The organism is Vibrio sp. SBT000027, from assembly GCF_963894355.1.
GTDB lineage: Bacteria > Pseudomonadota > Gammaproteobacteria > Enterobacterales > Vibrionaceae > Vibrio > Vibrio splendidus.
Genome location: NZ_CAWQGD010000004.1, coordinates 2,922,170 through 2,947,649 on the forward strand (window position 1 = coordinate 2,922,170; position 25,480 = coordinate 2,947,649).

The 25,480-nt window shown below is 43.2% G+C and carries 21 protein-coding genes; 3 read left to right on the forward strand and 18 right to left on the reverse strand.

The features are described 5' to 3' along the window. Positions 1–123: 123 nt before the first annotated feature. From AACU28_RS22830 to AACU28_RS22915, 18 genes are all read right to left on the reverse strand, one after another. Positions 124–4,584, reverse strand: a complete 4,461-nt coding sequence (locus AACU28_RS22830; RefSeq protein ID WP_121603626.1) for a DUF6701 domain-containing protein — start codon at positions 4,582–4,584, stop codon at positions 124–126. A gap of 6 nt (positions 4,585–4,590) precedes the next feature. Further along, a complete protein-coding gene (locus AACU28_RS22835; RefSeq protein WP_017080863.1) occupies positions 4,591–5,019 on the reverse strand; it encodes a hypothetical protein in 429 nt (142 codons plus the stop codon). Next, positions 5,009–5,749 carry a prepilin-type N-terminal cleavage/methylation domain-containing protein gene (locus AACU28_RS22840; protein ID WP_017086990.1) on the reverse strand — a complete coding sequence of 247 codons (741 nt, stop codon included), beginning with the start codon at positions 5,747–5,749 and terminating at the stop codon, positions 5,009–5,011. Before AACU28_RS22840 ends, AACU28_RS22835 begins: the two co-directional genes overlap by 11 nt. After that, positions 5,749–6,318 (reverse strand): type IV pilus modification PilV family protein, encoded by a 570-nt coding sequence (locus AACU28_RS22845; protein WP_121603627.1) that lies wholly within the window; start codon positions 6,316–6,318, stop codon positions 5,749–5,751. Before AACU28_RS22845 ends, AACU28_RS22840 begins: the two co-directional genes overlap by 1 nt. Then, a complete protein-coding gene (locus AACU28_RS22850) occupies positions 6,315–6,806 on the reverse strand; it encodes a prepilin-type N-terminal cleavage/methylation domain-containing protein (protein ID WP_121603628.1) in 492 nt (163 codons plus the stop codon). Before AACU28_RS22850 ends, AACU28_RS22845 begins: the two co-directional genes overlap by 4 nt. A 144-nt stretch (positions 6,807–6,950) precedes the next feature. Beyond that, a complete protein-coding gene (locus AACU28_RS22855; RefSeq protein ID WP_121603629.1) occupies positions 6,951–7,409 on the reverse strand; it encodes a prepilin-type N-terminal cleavage/methylation domain-containing protein in 459 nt (152 codons plus the stop codon). Between the two features lie 35 nt (positions 7,410–7,444). Next, positions 7,445–8,020 (reverse strand): prepilin-type N-terminal cleavage/methylation domain-containing protein, encoded by a 576-nt coding sequence (locus tag AACU28_RS22860; protein ID WP_102482207.1) that lies wholly within the window; start codon positions 8,018–8,020, stop codon positions 7,445–7,447. Between the two features lie 79 nt (positions 8,021–8,099). Further along, positions 8,100–8,555, reverse strand: a complete 456-nt coding sequence (locus tag AACU28_RS22865; protein ID WP_061025064.1) for a hypothetical protein — start codon at positions 8,553–8,555, stop codon at positions 8,100–8,102. 3 nt (positions 8,556–8,558) lie between these two features. Further along, positions 8,559–9,782: a type II secretion system F family protein gene (locus AACU28_RS22870; protein ID WP_004735942.1), complete on the reverse strand. Its 1,224-nt coding sequence runs from the start codon at positions 9,780–9,782 to the stop codon at positions 8,559–8,561. 12 nt (positions 9,783–9,794) lie between these two features. Next, positions 9,795–11,519 (reverse strand): GspE/PulE family protein, encoded by a 1,725-nt coding sequence (locus AACU28_RS22875; RefSeq protein WP_121603630.1) that lies wholly within the window; start codon positions 11,517–11,519, stop codon positions 9,795–9,797. Continuing rightward, entirely contained in the window at positions 11,509–12,660 is a 1,152-nt protein-coding gene (locus AACU28_RS22880; RefSeq protein ID WP_121603631.1) for an MSHA biogenesis protein MshN, read from the reverse strand. Before AACU28_RS22880 ends, AACU28_RS22875 begins: the two co-directional genes overlap by 11 nt. A gap of 2 nt (positions 12,661–12,662) precedes the next feature. Further along, positions 12,663–13,502 (reverse strand): ExeA family protein, encoded by an 840-nt coding sequence (locus AACU28_RS22885; RefSeq protein ID WP_121603632.1) that lies wholly within the window; start codon positions 13,500–13,502, stop codon positions 12,663–12,665. 52 nt (positions 13,503–13,554) lie between these two features. Continuing rightward, entirely contained in the window at positions 13,555–15,192 is a 1,638-nt protein-coding gene (gene mshL, locus AACU28_RS22890) for a pilus (MSHA type) biogenesis protein MshL (protein ID WP_017078840.1), read from the reverse strand. A gap of 15 nt (positions 15,193–15,207) precedes the next feature. Continuing rightward, positions 15,208–15,540, reverse strand: coding sequence for a hypothetical protein (locus AACU28_RS22895; protein WP_004735948.1), 333 nt, complete (start codon positions 15,538–15,540; stop codon positions 15,208–15,210). Further along, positions 15,533–16,180 carry a type 4a pilus biogenesis protein PilO gene (gene pilO, locus AACU28_RS22900; RefSeq protein ID WP_017092364.1) on the reverse strand — a complete coding sequence of 216 codons (648 nt, stop codon included), beginning with the start codon at positions 16,178–16,180 and terminating at the stop codon, positions 15,533–15,535. Before pilO ends, AACU28_RS22895 begins: the two co-directional genes overlap by 8 nt. Further along, positions 16,180–17,622: an MSHA biogenesis protein MshI gene (locus AACU28_RS22905; RefSeq protein WP_121603633.1), complete on the reverse strand. Its 1,443-nt coding sequence runs from the start codon at positions 17,620–17,622 to the stop codon at positions 16,180–16,182. The genes pilO and AACU28_RS22905 overlap by 1 nt, the downstream gene beginning before the upstream one ends. A gap of 2 nt (positions 17,623–17,624) precedes the next feature. Then, positions 17,625–19,640, reverse strand: coding sequence for an RNase E specificity factor CsrD (gene csrD, locus AACU28_RS22910; RefSeq protein WP_004735952.1), 2,016 nt, complete (start codon positions 19,638–19,640; stop codon positions 17,625–17,627). A 161-nt stretch (positions 19,641–19,801) separates the two neighbouring features. Continuing rightward, a complete protein-coding gene (locus AACU28_RS22915) occupies positions 19,802–20,368 on the reverse strand; it encodes a single-stranded DNA-binding protein (protein WP_017078845.1) in 567 nt (188 codons plus the stop codon). A gap of 278 nt (positions 20,369–20,646) precedes the next feature. On the opposite strand from AACU28_RS22915, the gene AACU28_RS22920 reads away from it, so the two are divergent. The 3 genes from AACU28_RS22920 to uvrA all read left to right on the forward strand — a co-directional run bounded on the left by AACU28_RS22920 (position 20,647) and on the right by uvrA (position 25,394). Beyond that, on the forward strand, positions 20,647–21,294 hold the full coding sequence (locus AACU28_RS22920) for a LuxR C-terminal-related transcriptional regulator (protein ID WP_017084684.1): 648 nt from the start codon (positions 20,647–20,649) through the stop codon (positions 21,292–21,294). A gap of 157 nt (positions 21,295–21,451) precedes the next feature. Then, positions 21,452–22,324 carry a UTP--glucose-1-phosphate uridylyltransferase GalU gene (gene galU, locus AACU28_RS22925; protein WP_065606690.1) on the forward strand — a complete coding sequence of 291 codons (873 nt, stop codon included), beginning with the start codon at positions 21,452–21,454 and terminating at the stop codon, positions 22,322–22,324. Positions 22,325–22,562: 238 nt separating this feature from the next. Next, on the forward strand, positions 22,563–25,394 hold the full coding sequence (uvrA, locus tag AACU28_RS22930; RefSeq protein WP_121603634.1) for an excinuclease ABC subunit UvrA: 2,832 nt from the start codon (positions 22,563–22,565) through the stop codon (positions 25,392–25,394). Positions 25,395–25,480: the final 86 nt, after the last annotated feature.

The following is a 25,480-nucleotide window of genomic DNA, read 5'->3' on the forward strand; positions in this document are numbered from 1 at the left end:
AAGACAAAAATTGCACTAAATGTACCAATGCCTTGCTGTCACGGCAAGGCATTGAAGTATAAACATGGACTGAAACCCGCAATTTCTTACAGATTCCTAACTTAAGGGGCAAAAATTATATTTTTACTGACCTGTTAAACCACTTTCACCTCGGTAGATCACACGATCGTTACCGCGGTAGATACCAAATGTTACGACGGTAGAGGGATCTTCGTCACCTAAGCCTCTCCAGTTATACTGTAGCCAAGGTTGAGTTCCCTCACTTCCAAAACAAGTAGCTCCACTTGGTGAACTCCCCTGCCTTAAAAACAACCTTACTTGCTCACGACGACTAGTATCTTGCTTAGCAATAAGGTTACTTGATATCCCCTTCAATACTGAGGCTATATCATCACTTCCATTATCATCTGTATCGCTAGTTAACTTGGCATCTGTAACCTCTGAATCATCCCAAATTTTAGTTACACAGTAATCACTACCATTAAACTGGCTTCCACTGTCATCAGAATTAATCTCAAATTTACTTCCAGACCAATACTGAACTTCTAATGGAACTTGGATACTACTACCTTGATTGCCTCCTACATCTTTGAGAGACATCCTTCCATATCTAAAATCCGGTTGAGCACTAAACTTCGTGCCATTGGTATAACCTGCATTAGTATTTTCTAAATCTCGAATTTGCAAATCTACACCATCAACTTTATCACTGACCCACAATCCAAATTCACTATTAGTACCATCGTATGGGCCATCTTCACTCACTAATCTTAAGAATTCATAATCAACATGATCAATAGTCAAACGAGCCGAAGACCAATCGTCTCCTCCCCAACTAGTAATGTCCGTACCTGGTTTCCCTGATAACCAAATCCTTGTATTTAAAACTGAACCATCTTCGTCTATCGCTACGTGCTTGATCGATGCCTTTAATGTCTTCGTAAATAGACTGTAGTTATTCACTGGTTCGTCAGATTGATTCCGGGCTTCAACGATAAAATTGAAAGAAACATCCTGTGCCATATAAGCAAAATTATCGTGACCGCTAGAATAGTTCCAACTGTTACTAATAAGTGTTAAGTGATCAGGGTAAAAACGCCCTATATTCTTGTTACCAGAAAAGCCTCCAAGAATCTGGCCGTAAAAACTGTCTGGCTTTTCAGTTACCTTAAAGTTAATACTGCCAACTTCTGAGTATTTTAAATTATTGAACTTATAACCATTATCAGCAAGATCAATATTAGAACTAGACTGAGTCAATTGGCTGCCAGGCTCTAAGGTACCAAGCACTGCACCATTATTGCTAGGTGTATCCAGAGTATGAGTTGCAACGACAGCACCAGAGGACAGCAAATAGTTGTGTGTTACTAAGCTATTGTTGCACAGCTGACTAGAGTCATTCGTGAACTTAATTGGTTTGGCAAACACATCAAACTCTTCCCCCGCAGCAACAAACGCACTCTTACCACTACTGTTACCGTCAGAGCTGCTATTCGTGCAGATTGCAAATTGCCAAGGGCGAGAGTTAATCAAGAAGCTACCTGAAAGTTTATCGACACCGCTTTCAGGACATCCCGATATCTCACTACAGTCAAAGCTATTGTCGGTCAACGTTACTTTGAATTGACCTGACTCTTGAATCGAAAGTGTGTCGGTTGTTTCACCTTGATCACTTAACTCAAAATCAGGCGTGTAATCTAATAAGGTTATCGCACCATTTCCGGTCGCAGGTTGGACGATACCTAGACTAACTTTGGGCGTGCCTACATAATCTTGTGCCAAAGAAGAATCTTGCGTATTACAAGACGATACTTTTGCCGTCACTTCGTACCCCTCGCCAGCCACAACAAACTGCTCATCAACATCAAACTTATAAGGTACAACGTTAATTTTTGATGTGGCCGTTTCTAAGTCGCCATTCCAAGTACCACTGACATCATAGCTATCTAATTTAGAAGAAGATAAGTACAAAGTTTTTTGCCCATTCACAAAATGACTTTGGTAATCCCCCGAAGATGTAGAGCAACTGTTTCCATTCTCATCTTCACACCACTTCCCAGTAGAACTTGGTGTATGTGATGCAGTGAAATTATCTTGAACGGTACTAATCACGTTGCCATCATCATCTACGACTTTAAACTCAACCTCAGCGACCTCACAGGTTAGAACATGCGAATATTTGGGGATAACGACAAGAGAACCTGTTGGGAGCGGAGGAAGCGGACAACTATAGTCAGGCTTATTAATAGTTACGTTAGAATTAAATTGGGTCGTTCGTGCCGTTACTGCACCTTCGACTGAGGATTGGTTTAATTCAAGGTAATCCGCAAGAATAAATCCTTTAAATATCGAGTTACTTCCTTCAAAGATCACTTTAGCATCTGGTGCGTAGATTATTGGATAGGCATCTTCCGAAGATATTTCAACTCTATTTGAGAAACGAATTTCATCAATGACATTGAGTTGACTTCCTGACTCAAAAATAAATTGAGTCGATCCTGAGCTGTATTTAAACGAGCCAAATGTTACTGAAGCTAGCTTAGGAACAACCAACTCAACATCATTACCGTTTGATATATCTAAGTTTGAAATATAAATGCCGTCCTTAAGCTTTACTCGAACTACATTATAGTCAGCCCCCCACTTATTAAGCGTCAAACTAGCAAGGTCTTTCTCTATAGTGACTTCAACATTTCGTCCACTTTCTTGATATGAGCATAGAGATGAACCCGCACCACATGAAAGGGCGATATTGTCATTACCGGCGTTTAAAATAAGTGAATCGCTAGGTGTTTGTGTTGGAACCGACACCACATTTGCACCATCAACTTTACGCAAGCTATTTAATGAATCATTGTTACCAAGATCGCAACCATATTGTCCCTCACAAATAGGGTTATTATATATTTTATCTAATGTGTCATAGTTTGCATGATCGAAACCTAGCATTAAATATTGCTGCATTGCATGGCGCAAACTCGCGGAGTCGTCATAGAATTGGTAGTCATCAGACTTAGTATTTAGATATCGAGATATATAATCATCTGACCAACCTAAAAAACGAACCGAATTATTGGTTACGGTTAACTCACTATTCACCCCAGTCCAACTTTGAATTGGCTCAGGGAACAGGTTACATACGTTGACAGGGATCTCAACCTCAGGAATTTCAAACGCAAAATACCCGATAGACTCTGCTCTGCCGTGCTTACGGTCAACAAGAGACTCTATATCTTCGTCAAACGCGAAAGTAAAAGCTGGCTTCCCACCTTCCTCAAATTGCTTACAATAACGAAGCCATCCACCATGACTGCCTACTCGACTTTGCTTATTCACAATCACACCGAACTTAGAGAAGTTCTGATGTAAATTCACTTTATTGTTTTCGCATGACCAGCCAATAGACTTTGTTTTGGGTAATTCGTTTGATTGGGCATAATCCCTAGAACCTTGGTAAAACTCGATATTTGACTGCAAACCTTCATCTTTGCCATGAAACTCAGGGACAACTAGATAAGCGATATCTTTAGAGCCAGAACTGAGAGGCCCTTGACGACCACGTTCAAGAGACAAGTCAAAGCCTGTTGAATTGACACTTTGGATAGCGGTAGTTGCCCACTTAGAGTCTTTTCCTTGGACTTGAGCCATGATAACTGGTGCGGTAATGCTTCCCAGCTGATAGTCAATATTCTCCCAATCATCAGCTCTATCACATCCACTTGTACATTGAGCTAGGTCTGTTGTTTTGATACCAGCTTCGCCATAAACGGCAGTGCCACTAGAATCATAGAACTTTAATTTTCCAGGCTCGGTAACAAAATAGTAGATAGGTGACATTCGGTCTGATTTTGAAGTGCCCGGCATCGACTCACTCTCAATAGTCGCTCCTTTCTTTGAGTTCCAAATCGTTGCAACACTGGCCTTTGTTGGCACGCTATTGATAATGTCATCAGGATTAATGGTCGACATTAAGAAAACGATCGGATTCTCATATTGATTCTGGAATAACAAGTTACAACCATGAGTACAATCCATCCCTTCAATAGAGCCAAATTCATAAGATACGTCTTCTAACTTAGGAATCGGGTCAGGTTCTTCTTCTCCATCGGCACACTCCACGACAACAGTATCTCCCGAAACTTGTAAAGTACCATTCCCTCCATTAATCCAAATCAGAGATGACTGTTTTTGTATATACCCCGCACCGGTATCAAGCTTGTAAATTAAGCGTCCATACTTACCATTATTAGATATAGGTTTGTAAACTAGCAGGACTCTTTCTCCAGGGCTCACACTCTCATCAGTTATCTTGGCAGCACTACTAGCTACACTCGACCATAAGACAACATCTGGTTTATTTGACTCAAGTACTACTGTAACTGTCTTTGGGTTTGGCACAGTGAAAGCAACAGAAAAACCATCCTGTCTTTTGAGGTCATCACATTGTTGAGGTGAAAATTCATCAGCTATCGAAAAAAAAGAAGCTCCACATAAAACAATCATGATTACACTTAGCTTCAAAAAGTTAACATCACAATGAACATAATTTTTAAGTGTTCTGAAAAGGCCAACCAAAAATTTCATACTCACTCACTCCCTCACCCAAACTTCTTGAATTCGTTGCACTTGGTTAATACCTGAACCGCAAATGGCAGTAGATTCTATTTTGAAAAAGCCAACACCATCTAACACTCCGATCTGACTGCAAGTTAACTCATCGACGGTACAGATAGTCGACATACCACTACTCACTTGATTTGAGTTTAAGTTGCTACACACAGTGCTCACACTTGTTGAAACTGCAGGTGATACCGTCAAAGGGTAAACTTGAGTAAGTGCCCACTCATTCGCGGAGTGGGCAAGCAACCAAGCCTGAGTTCCAAGCTGCTTACGTGTCAATGTATCGTGATTTGACCACTGAACTTGTACTAAAGAAGTCGCAAGGAAGCCCATCACCACAATAACAAATATCGCGACGACCAAAACACTGCCTTGTTGAGATGATTTTCTATGGCGCATTGAGTACCTGCACATCTTGTTGGTAAACGCTTACTTCACTGTTTTGCTCAAGCACAAGATCGATGTGAATCACGCCTCCTCGCTGCAAGCTTGGCTCTTCGTAGCGGAAGTTACTTTGAGCATAATTGATGCTATCCGCAACGGTGATTCCATTGCGCTGAATTAGGCCTTGGTTCTGAACGGTATCATTCACTAAACAGTAACTCACCGAAGCACTCTCATCATAAATATAATGGCGTTGAGCAATAGACTGGCTGCTAAGGCTAACAGAGTTAGCGGTAAACACATTACTCGTGGAAACTAAACCTGAGACTGAAATCCGTTTAGTCGAACCAGATCCAAATTCAGAATAAGTGGTGGGATTAATAATGAGGTAATCGCCAGCATCTAACGTGGGCGAGTCTTGCCCGATAATAAAATCAAGCTCATCCGTCGATTCGTCAAGGTGATAAAAGCCTGAGTATTTAATAGCGTAAAAGGTGAGACATTTTTGAGCAAAGGCCGAAGTAGGGGTAATACTCGAATCAAAACTGTTGGGAACCGCGTGACTGATTTCTCGCGACATTTTCTCAACAACAAATTGCCCTTTCACTTGCACCTTTTGCCGGTCAATAGTCTCAACATACCCTTTCATGCCATATTCAACAAAACCTGCGATAGCGAGACCGATGACGGCAACCACAACAATGGTTACGATCATTTCTATTAGAGTAAAACCACGTTGCTTCATTAGTAGTTCCCCTTATAGGCAATCACGCTGTAGCGGTTATTACCACCAAAGATCTGTACTTCAACGCGCTTCATCGTACCAATAGTATTATCGTCAGTTCCGTCCATGTTTTGATCATACACCACCGAAACCTCAACACGAAAATTGGCATAACTGTCTTCAATGTTTTCGTCTAGGATATTAGCAAGCGGGTACTTCGTTGATGAGACACACGCTGACTCCGTAGTATCGGTGTACCAACAACCGATATAATCATCAACATCATTGAAAGCTGCGGGGGTTGCCTCTGAACCATCCACTCCGAGTTCATTGGGAGCAGAACAAGCGGTCGCACCTGCATCCCCACAGCGCACCAGACCACCATCAAAATCACTATGTTCGTCAAAGCCACGCGCCAAAATTTGATTCATCAAACTCTGCCCTAACGCCACTGAACGGTTTTGATAATGTGGGTCGGCCGAGCTTGCAACTTGTGGTGCCAAAAAGCTGGTAATAGTGACCATCGCAATGCCCAATACGATAATCGCAACAATGCTTTCAATCAGAGTAAAGCCACGTGAGCGAATCATAGGCACGTACCTTCATGTACATAGCCTTGAGAATTAATACACACCTGAGCGTTATTACTGGAGGTATTTGAATTAATAGTAATATTAACCCCAGCGCTCACCGAAGGGTTACCCAATAGATCAAAGTCGATAATGGTATTCGCAGGAGAAAATGAGATGTCGGATTCTCTCACATAATCACTACGGGTATCGGATTGTGCTTTTTGAGCGCTATTCGATAGATTCAAACTACAAGCAGTTACTGAGCCTAGACAATTACTATTAATTGCAAGACGAAAACTGTCATTAGCAGCAGAAACGTTTGATTGCATTCGGTTCACTTGAATTTGACGGATAACAGAGATGACCTGCTCTTGCGCAGCAAAGGTAGAAAAACTAGAGGTTCCAGCGAAGCGACTTGCGGCAAAGGTGGAAACAATACCGAGGATAATGATAACGATGATCAGCTCTACCAGAGTAAAGCCTTTGGAGATGGGGCTGTTATCCATAATGAGCCTCTAACTGCCTAGCGAATACTGATTATACAAGATAACGAAACTTACGATATTATGTATATGAATAGCTTTGATCTTTGTGTGCTTTGGATAGAAAAAAGGCCAGCAGGAGCTGGCCTTAAATATCGTATCTATCAATTACTCAGTACAAGAAGTAACTGTAATTCTCGGCTCTTGAGCTGTTGTTGCTGTAGCATCGATCGCGTAAGTTACAAAACACGTAGTGTTGTTGTCAAAGCCGTATGCAATAGCACCAGTTGCAGACGAAATTACCGTCCAATCTTCAGCTAAACCTGATACTGCATTGCCAATACCAGCAGATGTAGCTTCAGGGTAACCAAACACTACATTAATATCATTTCCGTTAGCGCCAGAGACTGCTCGGCCTGAAGAAACAGCCTCTAAGCCATCAATTGCAGCTTTGCCATATACAATACCTGCCGCACCAGCCATTGCACCTTTTAAGCCTTCCAAAGAAGACGTACGAGCATCATCTTGCAGGTTTAGGAAACGTGGTGCCGCAGTTACAGCAAGAATACCCAGAATAACAATTACAACCACTAGTTCGATTAGGGTGAAACCGCCTTGTCTTTTCATAGTTAAGCTCTCTCTATGTTTAATTTTACGCAGACTTACTGCAAAGTTACGGTCACACGACCAGTTTTAATTTCGTAAACAAATTGGTGCTCGGTGTTACCTTCTAATTGAATGTAAGTACACGTTGCATCACCTGAATTCGCTTGCGCTGAATATTTGTAATTTGAGTCGCTAGCAACATCTGAAACCGCACCAACTTTAGGTGGGTTCTGCAGTAAATTTTCCATCAACTCAGAACAGGTTTTATCTGAAATATCTTGTGGTGCAGTGCTCGAATCGTTGTTCAGAGTCCATGGATAGCCATCTCTAAAATCGGTATCGATATTGTTACTGTTCTTTGATCTTGTTAACCAAAAATCAACACCATCATAATTTACAGTATTATATGTTTCAACACCAATCTTCTCAGATGGTCTAGCTTCAGCTTCCCATTGTGCTCTTGCCGACAAAACGGCGGTTGCAAAACCACCAGCGACACCTTCAATACTTGATTTTTTAGCCTCATCTGTCACGTCGAGGAAGCGGGGTAAAGCAGCTACCGCCAATAAACCAACGACCACGATCACTATGACTAATTCGACAAGGGAGAAACCCTTTTGATTCTTAAGCATTTTCTACCTACTCATCTAATTATTAACGCGCATTATACATTCGCGCACGTATAAAACCATACAAAAACTGTCAATATTTTCACAAAGCCAAAATATTGGCTTTCACACTAAACCTTTCTTTCTTGAGTAATATATCTATCTGATACTTATCACTATAATGATAACGACAGTGAAACTGTATGTTATCACTTTTATCTTCAATACTCGGTGAACTGAGCCCTAAAATGCTCTCTTGAGGGTATAATTCCTCAAGCCAATAATGACAGTCTCGCTCATCTCCTTGAATCGGCATTATCCAGCCTGTTCGGCTATAACTTTTAGGATGTTCCGAGCTATTGTTTTGCTCAGCACTCGATAACAAATACTGTTGTTTGAACAAATTTGCTTGCTCTAAAATCCGCTTGCTCGCGACGATCAATGCCGTGTTAGTTGCTTCTTCTTCTACCGTTTTAAAGGCAGAGAGCACCCCCACAATAAGAAAAAGAATAACGACACTCCAAATAACAAAACGTGAGCGTTGTAGGTTATTTAGCATTCCCTAGCCTTTGATTGCATCCAGCATTCCCCACATCGGTAGGAAAATACCCAGAGCTAAGATCAGCACCATACCAGCCACAACCACCAATAAAATAGGTTCGATCCTTGCGGTTAAGGTCTTTAAGTCATAATCGACTTCTCGATCATAAAAATCGGATACCTCAAGTAGCAGCTCATCAATACGGCCGGTTTCTTCACCAACCGAAATCATTTGTATCACCAGTGGGGTGAAAATTTCGCTATTGATCGCTGTTGAAGAAACCGTACTACCGGCTTCTATTGCGGCTTTCATAGCCTGAACTCTCAACTCAAGAAATCGATTATCCAACGCTTCCGCAGACAACGACAGTGATTGATTCAGTGGTACACCGGCTTTTAGCATCAAGGCAAAAGTACGAGAAAATCGCGAAAGTAGCGCTCGATTCACTACCCCACCAATCACGGGTATTTTTAAGCGTAACCTGTCCCACTTTTCCAATCCTTTGTCTGTCTTAACCCATGCTTTAAAAGCAAAGATAAGACCAAAGATAACGGCGAGCATTAAGCCCCAATAATTTACAAAGAACTCCGACATACCAATTAAGATACGAGTTGGGAGCGGCAGGTCGACACCAAAGCGCGCAAACATACTAGAGAACTGTGGAATAACCTTAATATTGAGAATGAACATCGCGACCAAAATAAAGCTGATCACAAAGGTGGGATACCGCATCGCAGTCTTGATTCTCTTACGAGTCTCTACTTCTTGCTCATAGTATCCAGCCAATTGCAGCAAAGCCTGATCTAGACGACCGGTATTTTCACCAACCCCTATCATAGAGACAAACAGCGGGCTGAACACCTTGGGATGCATCTGCATCGATGCTGATAATCCACGACCATTGGTTAGCTCAGCAACCACGTCTTCTAAGGCCGCTTTCAACTGCTTATTTTCACAGTTTTGGGTCAGGCCTTTCATCGACCTTAATAGTGGTACACCCGCCTTGGTTAGGCTGTATAACTGTCGACAAAACAGAACTAAGACTTCAAGCGGAACATTCGGCGAGAACAGACTCGATACATCCATATCCAGTACTGAACCACCACTTTTACCCAGTTTAATAGAGGTGGGAATAATCCCCTTACTCATCAAACTTTCTGCGGCAAGATCTTCGTTATTCGCATCTAACTGGCCAGTCACTTGGCTGCCATCAGAACTGCGACCTACATAACGATACGTTGGCATATCACTCTACCCCTACAGATAAATTGGGTCAGTGGCACCGGAAGCATCGCCTTCGCCAAGGTGCATGATCTCATCGAGGCTCACGACACCTTGCAAAGCTAACTCCATCGCAGAAGCCAACAACGGTTTGTAGTTTTTAGACCGCCTTGCCGTTTGAGCAAAGCCAACCGCATCATTCGCTCTGAGTGCATCCATCATGTCTTGCTCTAGCTCCAACATTTCAAATACACCAATACGCCCTCGATAACCGGTTAGGTTACAGTTCTGGCAACCACGACCTTTCATGAATAGCACAGCCACTTGATTAGGGAAACGTACGCTCAACCACTGCTTACGAGGTTCATCCAATTCATCCTCAACCTTACAATCAGTACACACTTTACGAACTAATCGCTGTGCCACTACCGCTCTCACGGCACTTGCCACAAGATAACCGGGAGCACCCATGTCCATCATACGCAGCGCACTGTCTACTGCATCGTTGGTATGCAGCGTACTTAACACTAAGTGGCCAGTCAGTGCGGCTCTCAAGCCAATCTCAACGGTTTCGTGGTCGCGCATCTCACCAATAAGGATGATATCGGGATCCTGACGAAGGAAAGTTCTGAGGATAGTAGAGAAATCGAGATTGATCTTAGGGTTTACCTGAACTTGGTTCACACGAGGAAGGCGGTATTCCACCGGATCTTCCGCGGTAATGATCTTTTTGCCCGGCTCGTTTAATTCGCTTAGCGCACCATAAAGGGTGGTTGTTTTACCTGAACCCGTCGGGCCAGTGACCAAAATCATGCCATGTGGGCGGCGTAACTGTTGACGAAGTCGAACCAACAGATCACTTGGTATACCTGACGCCTCTAACTTACGAAGGCCGGCTGATTGGTTGAGAAGACGCATAACCACAGACTCACCATGTTGCACGGGCATAGTCGACATACGAATATCAACAGACTGACCTTTGGCTCGAATGTTAAAACGACCATCTTGAGGAAGACGCTTCTCTGAGATATCGAGGTTTGCCATTAACTTCAAGCGCAGTACGAGTGCAGAAGCAATATTGACTTCATTCAGCAGTGTTTCATGCAGCACGCCATCAATACGCTGACGAAGACGCAATACGTTTGAATCTGGCTCAATATGAATATCAGATGCACCGACTTGGATTGCATCTTCAAATAGCGAGTTGATCAGCTTAACGACCGTAACTTCGTCACTGTCTTCACCAGCAATATCAAAATCAAAGGTGTCATTGACTTGGTGTTCGGCATGAAGCTGCTCAGCGAAAGACGCTATTTCTTTGGTTCGGCGGTAATAGCGATCAAAGCCATCCACTAATTGTCTTTCTTGAGCGACAACGAATTCAAGCGCGTAGTCACCTAGTTGGCCAAGCAAAGATTCCTGAGCAAACAGATCCGCAGGGTCACTCATGGCGACACGTAACGTATCGCCTTGGCGTCCAATCACTAATGCACGAAGGCGACGAGCATGTACTTCAGGTAAAAGCTGCACCGCTTCAACATCAACAACGGCTCGACTTAAATCAATGAGAGGAATAGCGAGTTGCTGAGACAAGAAACTCAACATCTGTTGTTCTGATAAGAAACCAAGTTCAATCAGCGCATCACCTAGCTTACGACCGGTGCTTTTTTGAGCAGCAAGAGCTTGTTCAACTTGGGCCTCAGTGATGATTCCCTCTTCGACAAGCAAATCGCCTAACCTTTTTCTTAATCTAATTTGCATCGCCACTCTCCTCTAAAGCTTTGATTATTTTTAAGCGGTCACGCACAAAGTTTTGCGATTGAGATGAGATTCCAATTCTGGTTAAGGCACCTTGGTATGACTCTTTTGCTGCAGAAAAATCAAGTTGACGCTCTTGTTGAATCGCAAGACCAAGCCACCAGCGAGCATTATCTGAATCAACCTCGACTAACTTTTGGTAACTCTCGAGCGCGATGTCTTCTTGCTGAGATTTTTGACTCAATGCCGCACGCATTGCCAAATAATCTTGAGTAGGACTTGGTGGCAGGTGGATCAACGGGCTTAAAGCCGCTTCTGCTTGGTTAGCTTTAACCAGCAGTTTAGATAAACCCAACCGTAGCTTTTCGCTATTGATATTAAGTTTGATGCCAGATTGAAACAGCTCGTAGGCTTTGCGAGTATCGCCCTTGCCAAAATAGAGAATCGCGAGTTTCTGACGAACCTCTTCATTGCGAGGCGTATAACGCAAGGCTTCGGTGTAACCTTTCAAAGCACCAGTAAGATCATTCGCATCAAGTGCTTTCTGAGCTCGCCCTTGTGCATTCACTGATAACTGCTCAGGCGTTAACTCTACCTGCTCAATCAACATTTCGCTATTTGCTGAACTGTCAGAGGATTCTTTCTCATTAGAGATAGGAGCCGGATCTTTTTTTGCCACGCTAGCAACGTAAATCGGCTTTGGAATGTCAGTGTTACTCGCTTTAGCCGTGCTTAACGGTTTAGGCGTAACGTCGGGGGTTCTCGCTTTAGAAGTACTCGACGTTGTCGTTGGCTTATCTTGAACCTTATTTGCCGCTACTGTGTTTTCTGTTGAACGGGGCGTTAAATCTAGCGTCACTAATTTCTGGGTTGGCGATGGGAGTGTTTGAGTAACAACATTCTGCATTTCTCCAGAACTCTCTATGACAGAGACCTGAACTTGTGCATCTCGAGTTGAGATTGAATGTTCAACGGTAGGGCCTTGTGATATCGCCCAACCGCCCATCGCTAAGCTCAGAGTGAAACCTGCCACTAACCAAACCAATGGGGAGCGTGTTTTCACTTTAGGCACCACTGCTGCTTCAATCGAAGTCGCTGACTTTTTCTTTGCCAATTCAGACAAGGCGTTATTTATGACGCTCATAATTAATTCCAACCCCACAGTATTGGCGTTTTAAATTTAGGCTTACATACATCGTAAGTTTCATGCATGGCTGAAAACAGGTGCTGGTTGTCGATACTTTTCTTATCTTCACTGAACGAGAGCAAAAGAGCCTTATGGCATAGTTGATTTATCAATCTTGGAATACCTAACGATGAGCGACAAATCGCCTTTTTTTGATTCAAACTGAACAATTCAGAATTGCCACCAGATTTAGCGATCCGATTATCAATATACGCCACCGTTTCATCGAGAGTCAGCGGCCTCAGTGTTGAACTAAACGTGATTCTTTGACGAAACTGCCTAAGGTGATAAGCCTCTAATCGAACATCCAATTCAGGCTGCCCTAATAAAACAATTTGCAGCAGTTTTTTATCTTCAGTTTCAAGGTTACCGAACAACCTTAATGTTTCGAGAGCTTCATCCGATAGAGCTTGAGCCTCATCAAGAATCGCTACCACTCTTAAACCTGAGTTGTGTAACTCAATGAGCTTATGCTGAATGTTATCAACTAAGGTTGCTTCATTATCGATAGTCAAACCCAGTTCTTTCGCAACGGCTTGGCGTAAATCAGCACCAGAGAGCACAGGGTTTGGCAGGTAAATAAGAGCAGTACAATCATTTAGGTGATTGACTAACATCCGACAAACCATGGTTTTTCCCGTACCAACCTCTCCGGTGACCTTAATCACGCCCTCGCCCATTTCTAACGCCGAGATCACCGTCTGAATCGCTTCGAAATGAGGCGCTAAACCATAAAATAAATCGGTATTCGGCGTTAAAGTAAATGGCAGTTGTTCAAAACCAAAGTGAGCTTGATACATAAGTGACCTAGCTTAGTTAGATACTGCCAATCTACATGGAGAAGATGAGTCGCTACTCTTCATCAGGGAACCATTCTTGTAAAAGGTCTCGAGAACGCTCCAACTCAGATTGCCAAGTATTGACGCCTACAATGGTCGGTTTCAATAAAATCACAAGCTCAGTTTTTTGAGTTAATTGACTGGTGTTGCGGAACAAGTGACCGAGTGCAGGGATATCACCAAGGAATGGGACTTTAGAGGTCACATCACTGGTATTTGATTTCATTAACCCACCAATCACCACAACATCTCCATCTTTGGCTCGAATCACTGAATCAGACTCACGAATAGAGCTTTTCGCCAAAGGAAGTTGCACCAAGCCCGTCGTGGAACCTAGGTTGAGCTCTTTCACTTCTTCCTCTACTTCAATAACGGCTGGGTGAACATGTAAGAACACGCTACCTTTATCGTCTATCTGAGGGGTCACATCTAAAGAGATACCAGAGAAGAACGGAGTTAATTCAACCTCAGGTGCGACATTCGCGTCATCACCACTACCGACCGAACTTGATAAATCTGTTACGTAGTATTCGTCGGTACCCACTTTAATAACCGCTTTCTGGTTATTTGCCGCCGTGACTCGCGGGCTCGATAGAACATTAAGGTCACCTTGAGTGTCCATAAAGCTCAAAACTGCTTCAAAGCTGCCATCTGAAATCGTTACGTTAGTTTGTCCGCCTAACAAAGAGCTGATTGCATCTAACGGCGGTAAAGTACTTGCCGGACGATCAATTACAACGCCACCGCTGCCAATCGACTTAGACAAATTCGACCAGCTAATTCCCTGTTGGTAACCATCACTCAAAGTGACTTCCATGATCTTGGCTTCTAAGATAACTTGACGTTGCAAACGCTTCTGAGAAATACCTAAGAACTCTCGAACCTCACGAATTTCGTCAGGGTAAGCACGAACCGTAATCACACTGGCTTGCGGGGTTACCACTACGCTTTGCCCATCACCAGAACCAATGAGGTGAGCAACTGCCGCTTCAAGCTGTGGCCAGAAATCACTTTCAGAGGTCGTTTCAATCTCTGTTCCGCCATTCGATGTCGAATTCGATGAGTTAGAAGAGTTGGATGAATTTGACGAGTTTGAGTTCGAACTTGAAGAGCTCGATGAATTCGAATCTGAGTTAGATATTGTACCTGTGGTGATGGTCGTCAATGAGCGACCTGAACGCTTCACTTGTAAGTAATCAACCGGGATCGTCACCGTGCGCAGACCAGCAGGGTAAATCTGAATAACTTTGCCACGTTTTTCTATATCGTAGCCATACATATCCTGAGCAACAGCCAACACTTCATCTAACGTCACGTCAGTTAAGTTAAGAGTAAGGTTTCCAGACACTCCAGGGTGAATAGCCGCGCTGTATTCAGTGCCTTTTACCAAGCTAGCAAAAAAGGTTCTCGCTTCAACACCTTTAGCTTGAATACGAAAACGCTTAACGGTTTCCATACCCGGAGACATGGCATCAGAATTAAGCTGAGGCATCAGGTCATCTTGTACCGACGAAGGAAGATCACGAAGCGCTTTGCTATTCGCTTCATTAATCGATTCGTTTAAAGACTCTTTGATCTCAACGGGATCTCGATGCCCCATCGAACAGCCGACTAAAGATGACACTAGGATTGCTACTACAAGTTTACGCATGTCTTCACTCTAACCTTAATTATTCTTAACATCTAAAGAGAACATCTCTAATTTCCACTGCTTAGAGCTTCTCTGCAGAGTGACGTATTCTGGATCTATGTTCTTAACTCGGTACCCTCTGATCGTTTCTCCTTGACCGAGAATCTGACCATTCATAATGGCATAGCAAGGTGTATCGCCTTTGCACACAATACTTTCTAGAGAAGGTAAGCGATAACGAGTTGGCGCCTTTTTAGCTGACGTTGTTTTTTGTTGTGGCGTCAACCAACCTAATGGCGCCGTAGGATCCTGTTCGGCCCAAGCCATTTGGCTACTAAAAAGTAATGACAACAAAAGAGTTCTAACCACCGATAAACTCCTGTCTAGTACCTAGTGTGTAAACCTCAAACACCAGTCGAGCTTTAGGATATTCTTCGACCGAATACTGAAATGTGCGCCAGTAATAACTGACAGGAAGAGACTCAAGCGCTTGAAGATAAGCGGAAATATCAAAGTAACTGCCCGTTAATTCCATTCTTACAGGGTGAAGAAAGTAGCCTGAATATTCACTGGTCTCTTGATTATTCGAAATCGCTTCCGGTTTTAACGACTCTAGCGATTCGAGCTTAAGTCCATTTCCGGCATTAAGAACACTCTCCAATAGCTGAGACATTTGAGAAGGCGTGATCAGTCCATCGACAATCTGGGAAAGCTGAAGTGACAGATCTTGGCTCTCCACCAGCAGTTTTTTGTACTCTCGATTAATGTCTTTGTCTGGGTCTTTGTTTAACTTAGCTTGAAGAACGAGCAACTCACCTTGCTGTCTCTGGTTTGCCTGAGTCAGATTCATCGTCTTTGCATTTTTAGCCTGTAAATCGAGATACGCAGGCTCAACCAACAAAGTGAACAACAACATGAATAGGCCAACAAAACCACACACGAAAAGTAGCCATTTTTCTCTCTGACTTAATGCAAGAAACTTATCGCTGAGCTGGTTCCACTGCTGCATTATTTACTCTCCCTGCGAGTACTTAGCTCAAACGTCACCACATCCTGATCATTGCGACCAATTTTTAGTTTTTCAAAAGCACGTCCAACTAAATTAAGCTCACTTTTAAACTGACCAATCCAGTTAGGAACCACATTTGCGTTACGAGCAAAGCCACTAAGATCTAAAGTATCGTGAGTCATGTAGATGTGCGAAAGAGAGATGTCATTTCGGCCTAATTTAGCTAAGGAATTCATGACGCCAGAATACCCGACTTGTTGTGATTCGTCGTATTGTCCTACCGCCTTCAAAGCCTCTTTTTTAGCCTGAGTCTCACGTTTGAGACGCGCAACTGCCGCTACTTTCTCTGGAGACGGTTTATGCTGAGTTAACTTACTATTCAATTGGTTAACTTGTTTGTTAAGCTGGTTCGAGTCATGTTGCAAAGCTGTTAGGGCTTTATCTAGATTAGAAGCTTGATACTGCATTACAAAGTAACCACCAAGTAGCAGTACACAAACGAGCCCCCAACTCGCAATAACATTGGTCAGCGTAAAATATTCTTTCTTAGGCTTGAGATGTTCAGGGTAAAGATTGACATTAAAAGCCTCTTTTTCAGCCGCGAGCTTAACCAACAAGCCCTCTGAATTATCACGCTCACCTTCAACGAGTAGAGAAACTGTCGAACTCAATGTGTTATTTAACGCGCCTTGTAACTCAGACTCATCTTCCTCATCACAGCAGATTTTCAACTGATGAAGTTGAGTACCTTTGATTTGAGAAGAAAGGTAATCAATCGAGCGTTGGAGTTCTAGAGCAAGACCATCTAACTGCAGAGCGCTTGATGCAACACCCGTTAAAGGTGGAACAACACTACGGATGGTTCTTTGAAAGCAAACGGTATTTTCAACAAACGCACCCAGCTTAAAGTGTGAATTGGCACTGCGCTGCAAAAGGATGAAATTAGACAGTTCGCCAGCACTGTAACCCCAGATTTCATCTTCAGGAGCAACGCCTATTAATTCAACCTGAACCGAATTAGCAATATTCAAAAGCTTGTCTAACAGTTTCTTAGGCAGAACATACACTTGCAGCTTATTCGACGTCGGTAACGCGACCGCACTCGCGATAATTTCAGTCACTCTTTCAGAAACAAGATCTTTGAGTAAAAAAGGCAAGGCAACCGACCATTCACTCTCTGGAATGTCCGGTTTATCAATTTGGTAGGTTTGGTAGTAGTTAGCACAGACAATCAGCTGGAGGCTATTACTGGTAAACGCCTCACTGCTAAGCGATTTTTTTAGCGCACTCTCCCAGTCCCCATTAACCACGGGAATGCTGGTTACTTGAGGTTCTTGTTCTGTCGATGAAATATAAATGGCATCGTTGCCTAACATGACAACTTGAGAGCTGTCTTTATTATTCGTTGGCTTTATCTTGTCTAAAATCGCTTTAAAATTCATTGTTAACTACTACTCTTACGCCATCGATTTCTTCGTCCAACTTTCACAACAGATTCCGCTTTCGCGACCTTTTCAGCTTGATTAGGCAAAGGGATAATTTGTTGTTCTTCGTCGAAATATCTCCCTTGATAGCCGTTAATGCCTAACTCTATCAAGGTGTTCTTTTCTTGTTTTGTCTCGACTCCAACGGCAATAACTTGAGTTGGGGAGTCACCGCATGCCCCAATTAAGCTTCGGACAAACAGTTGGTTCTCATGCCTTTGATCGATTTTCTTTATTAAGCTTCGATGAAGCTTAATGTAATTGACCTTTAAGTCTTTTATATAGTGAGTGCTAACAATGGTTCGTCCAGCTTGGCCAACCACCACTTTACACCCTAAACCTCGCAGCATCTTTGCCACCGGTCTCATATAATCAAGATGGGCAATCAAGTGCCCTTCTGGAAACTCAAACGCAAGCTGAGAGCGGTGCTGAGCAGAGAGCTGTAACAACTCACTTCTAAACCACTTAAAATGCTGTTTATTCGCAAATGGAGTAACATTCAGATTCACCGAATAGTTGAGAGGCTGAGTTGACTCTTTCAGCGATTTCAGCAACACCTTTAGAACCGATTGGTCCATTTGAGCTTGATAACCCACTTGCTCTACCGCAGGCATAAATCGAGACGATTTCAATAAACCTTTATCAGGATCCTGAATTCTAGTGAATATTTCTCTATGTAATTCATTAGCTTGACCAGATTCCGGCATAAGATAACATCGCTGAGCAAAGATTACTAAATTTTCAGGAAGCAGCGCTTTATCCAATAATGTTCTCCAACGAACACTGCCTCTATCCAACTCATTTGTATTCTGCTTAGGGTAACGGCTCCAGTTATTAATACGCTCCAGCTGGGCACTCTTTAATGCTGTTTCCGTTTCATCCATGATCTGACTGTGACGCTCACCTTCGGTATACATGGTTACGCCAATATGGCACCAATTATCAGAATCTAAAGGTTCCGGCGGGGTTAGCTTGTCTAACTGCCTTAAACACTGAGCCGCCAAGGTAGCAATATCTTTAGCCCCCTGATGCGGAATAAATACGGCAAAATCAGCATCGTAATAACGAGAAAAAATGACATCAGGATAGCGTTGAACAATATTCGACAATACTTCGCCAACTTCGATAATAAAGCCGTCAGTGATTTGCTTGTCATTAACATCACGAACTTGCTCCCATTCGTCGATACGTATCAATAACACACCACCTCGAGCACCGCTTTCATGCAAAGCCGATTCAAGCTTGTTATCGAATAAGACTCGATTTGCCGTGCCTGTAAGTTTGTCTAGGAAGGTATGGGTACGAATAAAGGTATCGAAGCGGCTTCTTTCTTGACGAGCATCTTGCAGCTCTTCGATCAAGACATCCAAGGCTTCACTTGCCGTGTATGGCCATTCAAGTTCATCTCCCTTTGCATGAGCCTCAACTTGCCCAGCGAGGATCATTCTTCCTCGCTCTTCCAAGATCTCAGAACCCATCAACTGTTCCTTCAACCAACGAACACCACGAGCCAGACAGAAAAGGATCAATGCAACTGCCAAAGTAATTGACCACATTGCTTCCATTGAGTAGCTATAACCAATATAAGGAGGCAATGCTTTAAACTCGATTCGATAACCTTCATTGCGCTCTAAAATGAAGCTTCTTTCATAAAGACGGTTGGGATCAATTTGTGGGGAGGTATCTTTGAAACGATAAACGATGCCAGTCTGGTTTGAGAGTTTCATCTCAACAATATTGCTCGCCTGCAACATCTTAGGCATCCAACGTTGCATCGAATACGCGGCGTCAGGATCTTCCATCTCTTTATCTACAACGTCGACAATACCAACCAAATAATGGTCTAAATATTCCTGTCCGATACGCTTAAAGGAAAGTGTGCCACCAATAAAAAGAATGAACATCGCACTGATCACTATCACAGTGACAAATGCGACCAATCGAGTGCTCAATTTTAGTGTCGGGGTATATCTCATGAATAACGAAATCCTTTTCAACTCACATTATACCGTATTGCTACTTATACTATAAATTGACGTTGTAAATAAAGCGTTAAGAATTCTAGGTAACAAAAAGCCGCGATAAACGCGGCTTTTTCCAATTTAATACTGTCTTTATAATATATTAAAAACAGGGCTTAAAATGGGATGTCATCATCAAAATCCATTGGCGGCTCATTATATTGAGGTTGAGCCTGCTGAGGAGCTTGTTGAGGTGCTTTCGGCTGCTGTTGAGCTGGGGCACTGTATTGTTGTTGTGCTTGTTGCTGCTGTTGTGGCTGCTGTGGCTGACCCCAACTACCTTGCTGTTGGTTGTTACCCATACCACCTTGAGCAGGAGCACCGCCTTGAGCACGACCGCCAAGCATTTGCATTACACCGTTGAAGCCTTGAACAACGACTTCTGTTGTGTAGCGATCTTGACCGCTTTGATCTTGCCATTTACGCGTTTGAAGTTGACCTTCAATGTAAACTTGAGAACCTTTACGTAGGTACTCACCAGCAACTTCCGCCAGCTTGCCAAACAGAGCAACACGGTGCCATTCTGTTTTTTCACGCTGTTCGCCAGTTGCTTTATCACGCCATGACTCTGACGTTGCAATGGTAATGTTCGCTACTGCACCGCCATTGGGCATGTAACGAATTTCAGGGTCATTACCTAGGTTACCCACTAATATAACTTTGTTAACTCCACGGCTAGCCATGATTTGCTCCGTCTAAATTCATAGTCTCAGAAAATTTTAGCGCACAAGAATAGCATGCTTTTCTGCAGTGATAAATCGCATTCCTATTCTCACCTCACTACAAAGAATAAAAACGTAACAAATCATGATATTCAGAGCGATGTTGCTTTTTTCTCCACTTACAAACCACTCATTTACTTTGATAATTGATATTCAACGCAAGTCACCATTAAGGCGCTAGAGAAGCGAAAGCATGCATGACAACGTGAAATCTCATCCCAGTTCAACAAGGAATTTCAATGAGAAAATCTCGATACGCTCGCACTTTGCATTTTCTGTGCATCGACCCAAACGACACCTATCTACATGTAAAAGAGATAGAAAAGCACTTATCTATTATTCTCTACAAAATGACACCGGACGATTTGATGTTATTTGATCGAAAGCAGAGCAACCGAATTTTACTGGTTGATTACAAAGAGGTGCCTCGATTAATCAACCTTCATCCAAATCTACCTGTGATGTGGAAAAATCATGAGATCATTCTATTCAACGTCCCAAAAGCTCTTCCCACATCAGAGTTGATTACGTTTGGCGTATTAAAAGGTCTCTTTTACAACTCAGAAGAGAAAGCCAAAATAGCGAAAGGACTTGAAGAGGTCATTAATGGAGACAACTGGCTACCTAGAAAAGTGGCAAGCCAATTGTTGTTCTACTATCGAAATATCGTGAGCACCAATACCACCCCTACTAATGTCGACTTAACCATTAGAGAGCTGCAAGTGATTCGCTGCCTTCAATCAGGCTCATCAAACACGCAAATAGCCGATGACTTGTTTATTAGCGAATTCACGGTCAAATCTCATCTTTATCAAATATTTCGTAAGTTAGCTGTTAAGAATAGAGTCCAAGCTATTGCATGGGCAAACCAGAACTTGCTTGCATAATTGATCAGCCTCTTAAACTGACGATAATTTTGAGGAAAACTCTAGTGAACCATACGGATTGTTGCTGAATTTTCGACATAACTTATGCTAGAGTTGCCCTCAGAAATATCAACCATTCAGGTTGAATCCATAATTATTATAGATAAAGGGTCTTACCATGATCAAAAAGTGCCTTTTCCCGGCAGCTGGCTACGGTACACGTTTTTTACCTGCAACTAAGTCAATGCCGAAAGAAATGATGCCTGTCGTCAACAAACCTCTGATTGAATACGGCGTTGAAGAGGCGATCGAAGCCGGTATGGACGGCATGTGCATCGTGACTGGCCGTGGTAAGCACTCATTGATGGACCACTTTGATAAGAACTACGAGCTTGAGCACCAGATCAGCGGCACCAATAAAGAAGATTTGCTGATCAATATCCGTGAGACGATTGAAGCAGCAAACTTCACGTACATTCGTCAACGTGAAATGAAAGGCCTTGGCCACGCTATCTTGACGGGTCGCGAGCTTGTGGGTGATGAACCTTTTGCCGTTGTGCTTGCTGATGACCTTTGTGTTAATGAACAGCAAGGCGTACTGGCTCAAATGGTTGCACTATACAAACAGTTCCGTTGTTCAATTGTGGCAGTCCAAGAAGTTCCAGAGGAAGAGACTCACAAATACGGTGTTATCTCTGGCGAAATGATTAAAGATGATCTTTTCCGTGTTGATGACATGGTAGAAAAGCCAGAACCAGGCACTGCGCCAAGCAACCTAGCAATCATTGGCCGTTACATTCTGACTCCAGATATCTTTGAGCTTATCGAGCAGACTGAACCAGGCAAAGGCGGCGAAATCCAAATCACTGATGCATTGCTAAAACAAGCAAAAGCAGGTTGTGTATTGGCTTACAAATTTAAAGGTCAACGTTTTGACTGCGGTAGTGTTGAAGGCTACATCGAAGCAACAAATTACTGCTTTGAAAACCTATACAAAAAAGACCAGCAACAAATCGAGCTAGGTAAGCACTCAACAACAAAAGAAGCTTAATCGCTAATTTTGGCTTACTCGCTATTTAGCTATTGATCGGCTTAACTATTGAGCTATTTAGCTATTTAGCTATTGAGTTAACAGCAATTAGCGGTTAGTTAACAGCACATTAAATGATTCCAAGGGTGACTCAAAAGAGTCGCCCTTTTTTGTTTACTGTTTTTTTATCCAGTAAAACTTTGCACAAATCTCACTCTATGTAATACTTTAGCCACTTAAAATTACATGGTCTATTGAGATGGATAAAATAGAAATTAGAGGCGCTCGTACGCATAACCTCAAAGACATTAACCTAACCATACCCCGTGATAAGCTGACGGTTATCACTGGTTTATCAGGTTCAGGAAAGTCGTCACTTGCGTTTGATACTCTCTATGCGGAAGGTCAACGTCGTTATGTTGAGTCTTTGTCGGCCTACGCCCGTCAATTTCTATCTCTTATGGAAAAACCCGATGTCGACCACATCGAAGGTTTATCTCCAGCCATCTCGATAGAACAAAAATCGACCTCTCATAACCCTCGTTCAACCGTCGGTACCATCACTGAAGTCTATGATTACCTAAGACTACTTTACGCGCGAGTCGGCGAGCCACGCTGCCCTGATCACAATATCCCCCTCGCGGCGCAAACCATCAGCCAAATGGTCGACAAGGTATTAGAACTGCCTGAAGGCTCAAAGATGATGCTGATGGCACCGATCGTCAAAGAACGTAAAGGTGAGCATGTAAAGACACTGGAAAACCTAGCCGCACAAGGCTTTATCCGAGCTCGTATTGATGGCGAGACTTGTGATTTGTCCGATCCACCCACATTGGAACTGCACAAGAAGCACACCATTGAAGTTGTGGTAGACAGATTCAAGGTTCGTCCTGATCTTCAACAACGTTTAGCCGAATCGTTCGAGACCACATTAGAGCTATCTGGTGGTATCGCTGTTGTCGGTTGGATGGATGATAAAGAACAAGAAGAGATCGTGTTCTCAGCTAACTTTGCTTGTCCAAAGTGTGGCTACAGCATGCAAGAGCTTGAGCCGCGCCTATTCTCATTCAACAATCCTGCAGGTGCATGTGGTACGTGTGATGGACTTGGTGTTCAACAATATTTTGATCCAAGTCGAGTGATTTTAGATGAGAACCTAAGCATTGCAGAAGGTGCAATAAAAGGCTGGGATCAGAAGAATTATTACTATTTTCAGATGCTAACGTCGCTATCAGACCATTATGGCTTTGATCTGTATGTGCCATTCAACTCTCTGCCTAAAAAGACTCAAGAGATCATTCTTAAAGGCTCAGGGCGTACTGAAGTTGAATTCAAATACATCAATGATCGTGGTGATATCCGAGTCAAGCGTCACCCATTTGAAGGTATTTTAAATACGCTGGAACGCCGTTACCGCGACACTGAGTCTAGCGCGGTGCGTGAAGATCTTGCCAAGTACATATCAACGAAATCATGTTCTAGCTGTGATGGTACGCGCTTAAGATTAGAAGCTCGAAATGTCTTCATTGGCGATACCACACTGCCAGAAATCGTTCAGCTCAGCATTGCTGATGCACTAGAGTTTTTCCAAAACTTATCGCTCAATGGTCAGCGTGGTCAGATCGCTGATAAAGTAATGAAAGAGATCAATGATCGTCTGCATTTCTTGGTGAACGTTGGTTTGAATTACCTGAACCTATCACGCAGTGCAGAAACGCTGTCTGGTGGTGAAGCGCAAAGGATTCGTCTAGCAAGTCAAATTGGTGCTGGTTTAGTGGGTGTTATGTATGTACTCGATGAGCCATCAATTGGCCTCCACCAGCGCGATAATGAACGTCTACTGCAAACTTTGGTTCACCTCAGAGATCTAGGAAATACCGTGCTTGTTGTTGAACATGATGAAGACGCAATCCGTTGTGCTGACCATGTTATCGATATCGGCCCAGGTGCGGGTGTGCATGGTGGACACGTGGTCGCAGAAGGTACCATGCAAGACATCATCGAAAACCCGAATTCTTTAACCGGGCAATACCTGAGCGGCGCCAAAGAAATTGCGATACCAAAACAAAGAACGCCTATCGACAAGAAAAAGGTCGTCGAGATCGTTGGCGCAATGGGGAACAACCTAAAGAATGTCACTGCGACGATCCCTGTAGGCTTGTTCAGCTGTATTACGGGGGTATCGGGGTCAGGTAAATCTACACTAATCAATGACACCTTCTTTAAAGTTGCCCACACTCAATTAAACGGTGCAACAACTGCCGTTCCGGCAAAGCACAAAAAGATAAAAGGCTTAGAGCATTTCGACAAAGTGATCGATATTGACCAAAGCCCTATCGGTCGCACACCAAGATCAAACCCTGCAACCTACACTGGTATTTTCACGCCAATTCGAGAGTTATTTGCCGGTACCCAAGAATCACGATCTCGTGGCTACAAGCCAGGTCGATTCAGTTTTAACGTTCGTGGTGGTCGCTGTGAAGCGTGTCAGGGAGACGGTGTCATCAAAGTAGAGATGCACTTCTTGCCAGATGTGTATGTGCCGTGTGATGTGTGTAAAGGTAAGCGTTATAACCGTGAAACTTTAGAAGTTCGCTACAAAGGCAAAACCATTGACGAAGTTCTAGAGATGACAGTGGAAGATGCTCGAGAATACTTCAACCCTGTTCCTGTTATCGCTCGTAAGCTGCAAACATTGATGGATGTTGGCCTTTCCTACATTCGCCTCGGACAAGCAGCGACGACCTTATCTGGTGGTGAAGCGCAACGCGTCAAATTAGCGCGTGAATTGTCTAAACGAGACACGGGAAAAACCTTATACATTCTTGATGAACCAACAACAGGTCTTCATTTCCACGATATCCAGCAGCTATTGACGGTATTACATAGGCTGCGTGATCACGGTAATACGGTTGTCGTGATTGAGCACAACCTCGATGTCGTCAAAACAGCAGACTGGATCTTAGACCTTGGTCCAGAAGGTGGTCAAGGGGGTGGTGAGATTGTTGCAGAAGGTACACCTGAAGATGTGGCGTTAGTCGAAGGTTCGCACACTGCTCGCTTCCTTAAGCCTATGTTAAATTTGAAGTAGGTGTAAAATAGCGCCCTGCGAGCAGACAGAAAAATGTTAAAGTAACAGAGCTTGTTTCAGAAGGAACAAGCTCTGTTTTTATAAGG

What these genes read in the sequence shown, in the direction of transcription:
- AACU28_RS22830 (WP_121603626.1), bottom strand. Translation starts at nt 4,584, where the DNA reads ATGAAATTTTTGGTTGGCCTTTTCAGAACACTTAAAAATTATGTTCAT.
- AACU28_RS22835 (WP_017080863.1), bottom strand. Translation starts at nt 5,019, where the DNA reads ATGCGCCATAGAAAATCATCTCAACAAGGCAGTGTTTTGGTCGTCGCG.
- AACU28_RS22840 (WP_017086990.1), bottom strand. Translation starts at nt 5,749, where the DNA reads ATGAAGCAACGTGGTTTTACTCTAATAGAAATGATCGTAACCATTGTT.
- AACU28_RS22845 (WP_121603627.1), bottom strand. Translation starts at nt 6,318, where the DNA reads ATGATTCGCTCACGTGGCTTTACTCTGATTGAAAGCATTGTTGCGATT.
- AACU28_RS22850 (WP_121603628.1), bottom strand. Translation starts at nt 6,806, where the DNA reads ATGGATAACAGCCCCATCTCCAAAGGCTTTACTCTGGTAGAGCTGATC.
- AACU28_RS22855 (WP_121603629.1), bottom strand. Translation starts at nt 7,409, where the DNA reads ATGAAAAGACAAGGCGGTTTCACCCTAATCGAACTAGTGGTTGTAATT.
- AACU28_RS22860 (WP_102482207.1), bottom strand. Translation starts at nt 8,020, where the DNA reads ATGCTTAAGAATCAAAAGGGTTTCTCCCTTGTCGAATTAGTCATAGTG.
- AACU28_RS22865 (WP_061025064.1), bottom strand. Translation starts at nt 8,555, where the DNA reads ATGCTAAATAACCTACAACGCTCACGTTTTGTTATTTGGAGTGTCGTT.
- AACU28_RS22870 (WP_004735942.1), bottom strand. Translation starts at nt 9,782, where the DNA reads ATGCCAACGTATCGTTATGTAGGTCGCAGTTCTGATGGCAGCCAAGTG.
- AACU28_RS22875 (WP_121603630.1), bottom strand. Translation starts at nt 11,519, where the DNA reads ATGCAAATTAGATTAAGAAAAAGGTTAGGCGATTTGCTTGTCGAAGAG.
- AACU28_RS22880 (WP_121603631.1), bottom strand. Translation starts at nt 12,660, where the DNA reads ATGAGCGTCATAAATAACGCCTTGTCTGAATTGGCAAAGAAAAAGTCA.
- AACU28_RS22885 (WP_121603632.1), bottom strand. Translation starts at nt 13,502, where the DNA reads ATGTATCAAGCTCACTTTGGTTTTGAACAACTGCCATTTACTTTAACG.
- mshL (WP_017078840.1), bottom strand. Translation starts at nt 15,192, where the DNA reads ATGCGTAAACTTGTAGTAGCAATCCTAGTGTCATCTTTAGTCGGCTGT.
- pilO (WP_017092364.1), bottom strand. Translation starts at nt 16,180, where the DNA reads ATGCAGCAGTGGAACCAGCTCAGCGATAAGTTTCTTGCATTAAGTCAG.
- AACU28_RS22905 (WP_121603633.1), bottom strand. Translation starts at nt 17,622, where the DNA reads ATGAATTTTAAAGCGATTTTAGACAAGATAAAGCCAACGAATAATAAA.
- csrD (WP_004735952.1), bottom strand. Translation starts at nt 19,640, where the DNA reads ATGAGATATACCCCGACACTAAAATTGAGCACTCGATTGGTCGCATTT.
- AACU28_RS22915 (WP_017078845.1), bottom strand. Translation starts at nt 20,368, where the DNA reads ATGGCTAGCCGTGGAGTTAACAAAGTTATATTAGTGGGTAACCTAGGT.
- AACU28_RS22920 (WP_017084684.1), top strand. Translation starts at nt 20,647, where the DNA reads ATGAGAAAATCTCGATACGCTCGCACTTTGCATTTTCTGTGCATCGAC.
- galU (WP_065606690.1), top strand. Translation starts at nt 21,452, where the DNA reads ATGATCAAAAAGTGCCTTTTCCCGGCAGCTGGCTACGGTACACGTTTT.
- uvrA (WP_121603634.1), top strand. Translation starts at nt 22,563, where the DNA reads ATGGATAAAATAGAAATTAGAGGCGCTCGTACGCATAACCTCAAAGAC.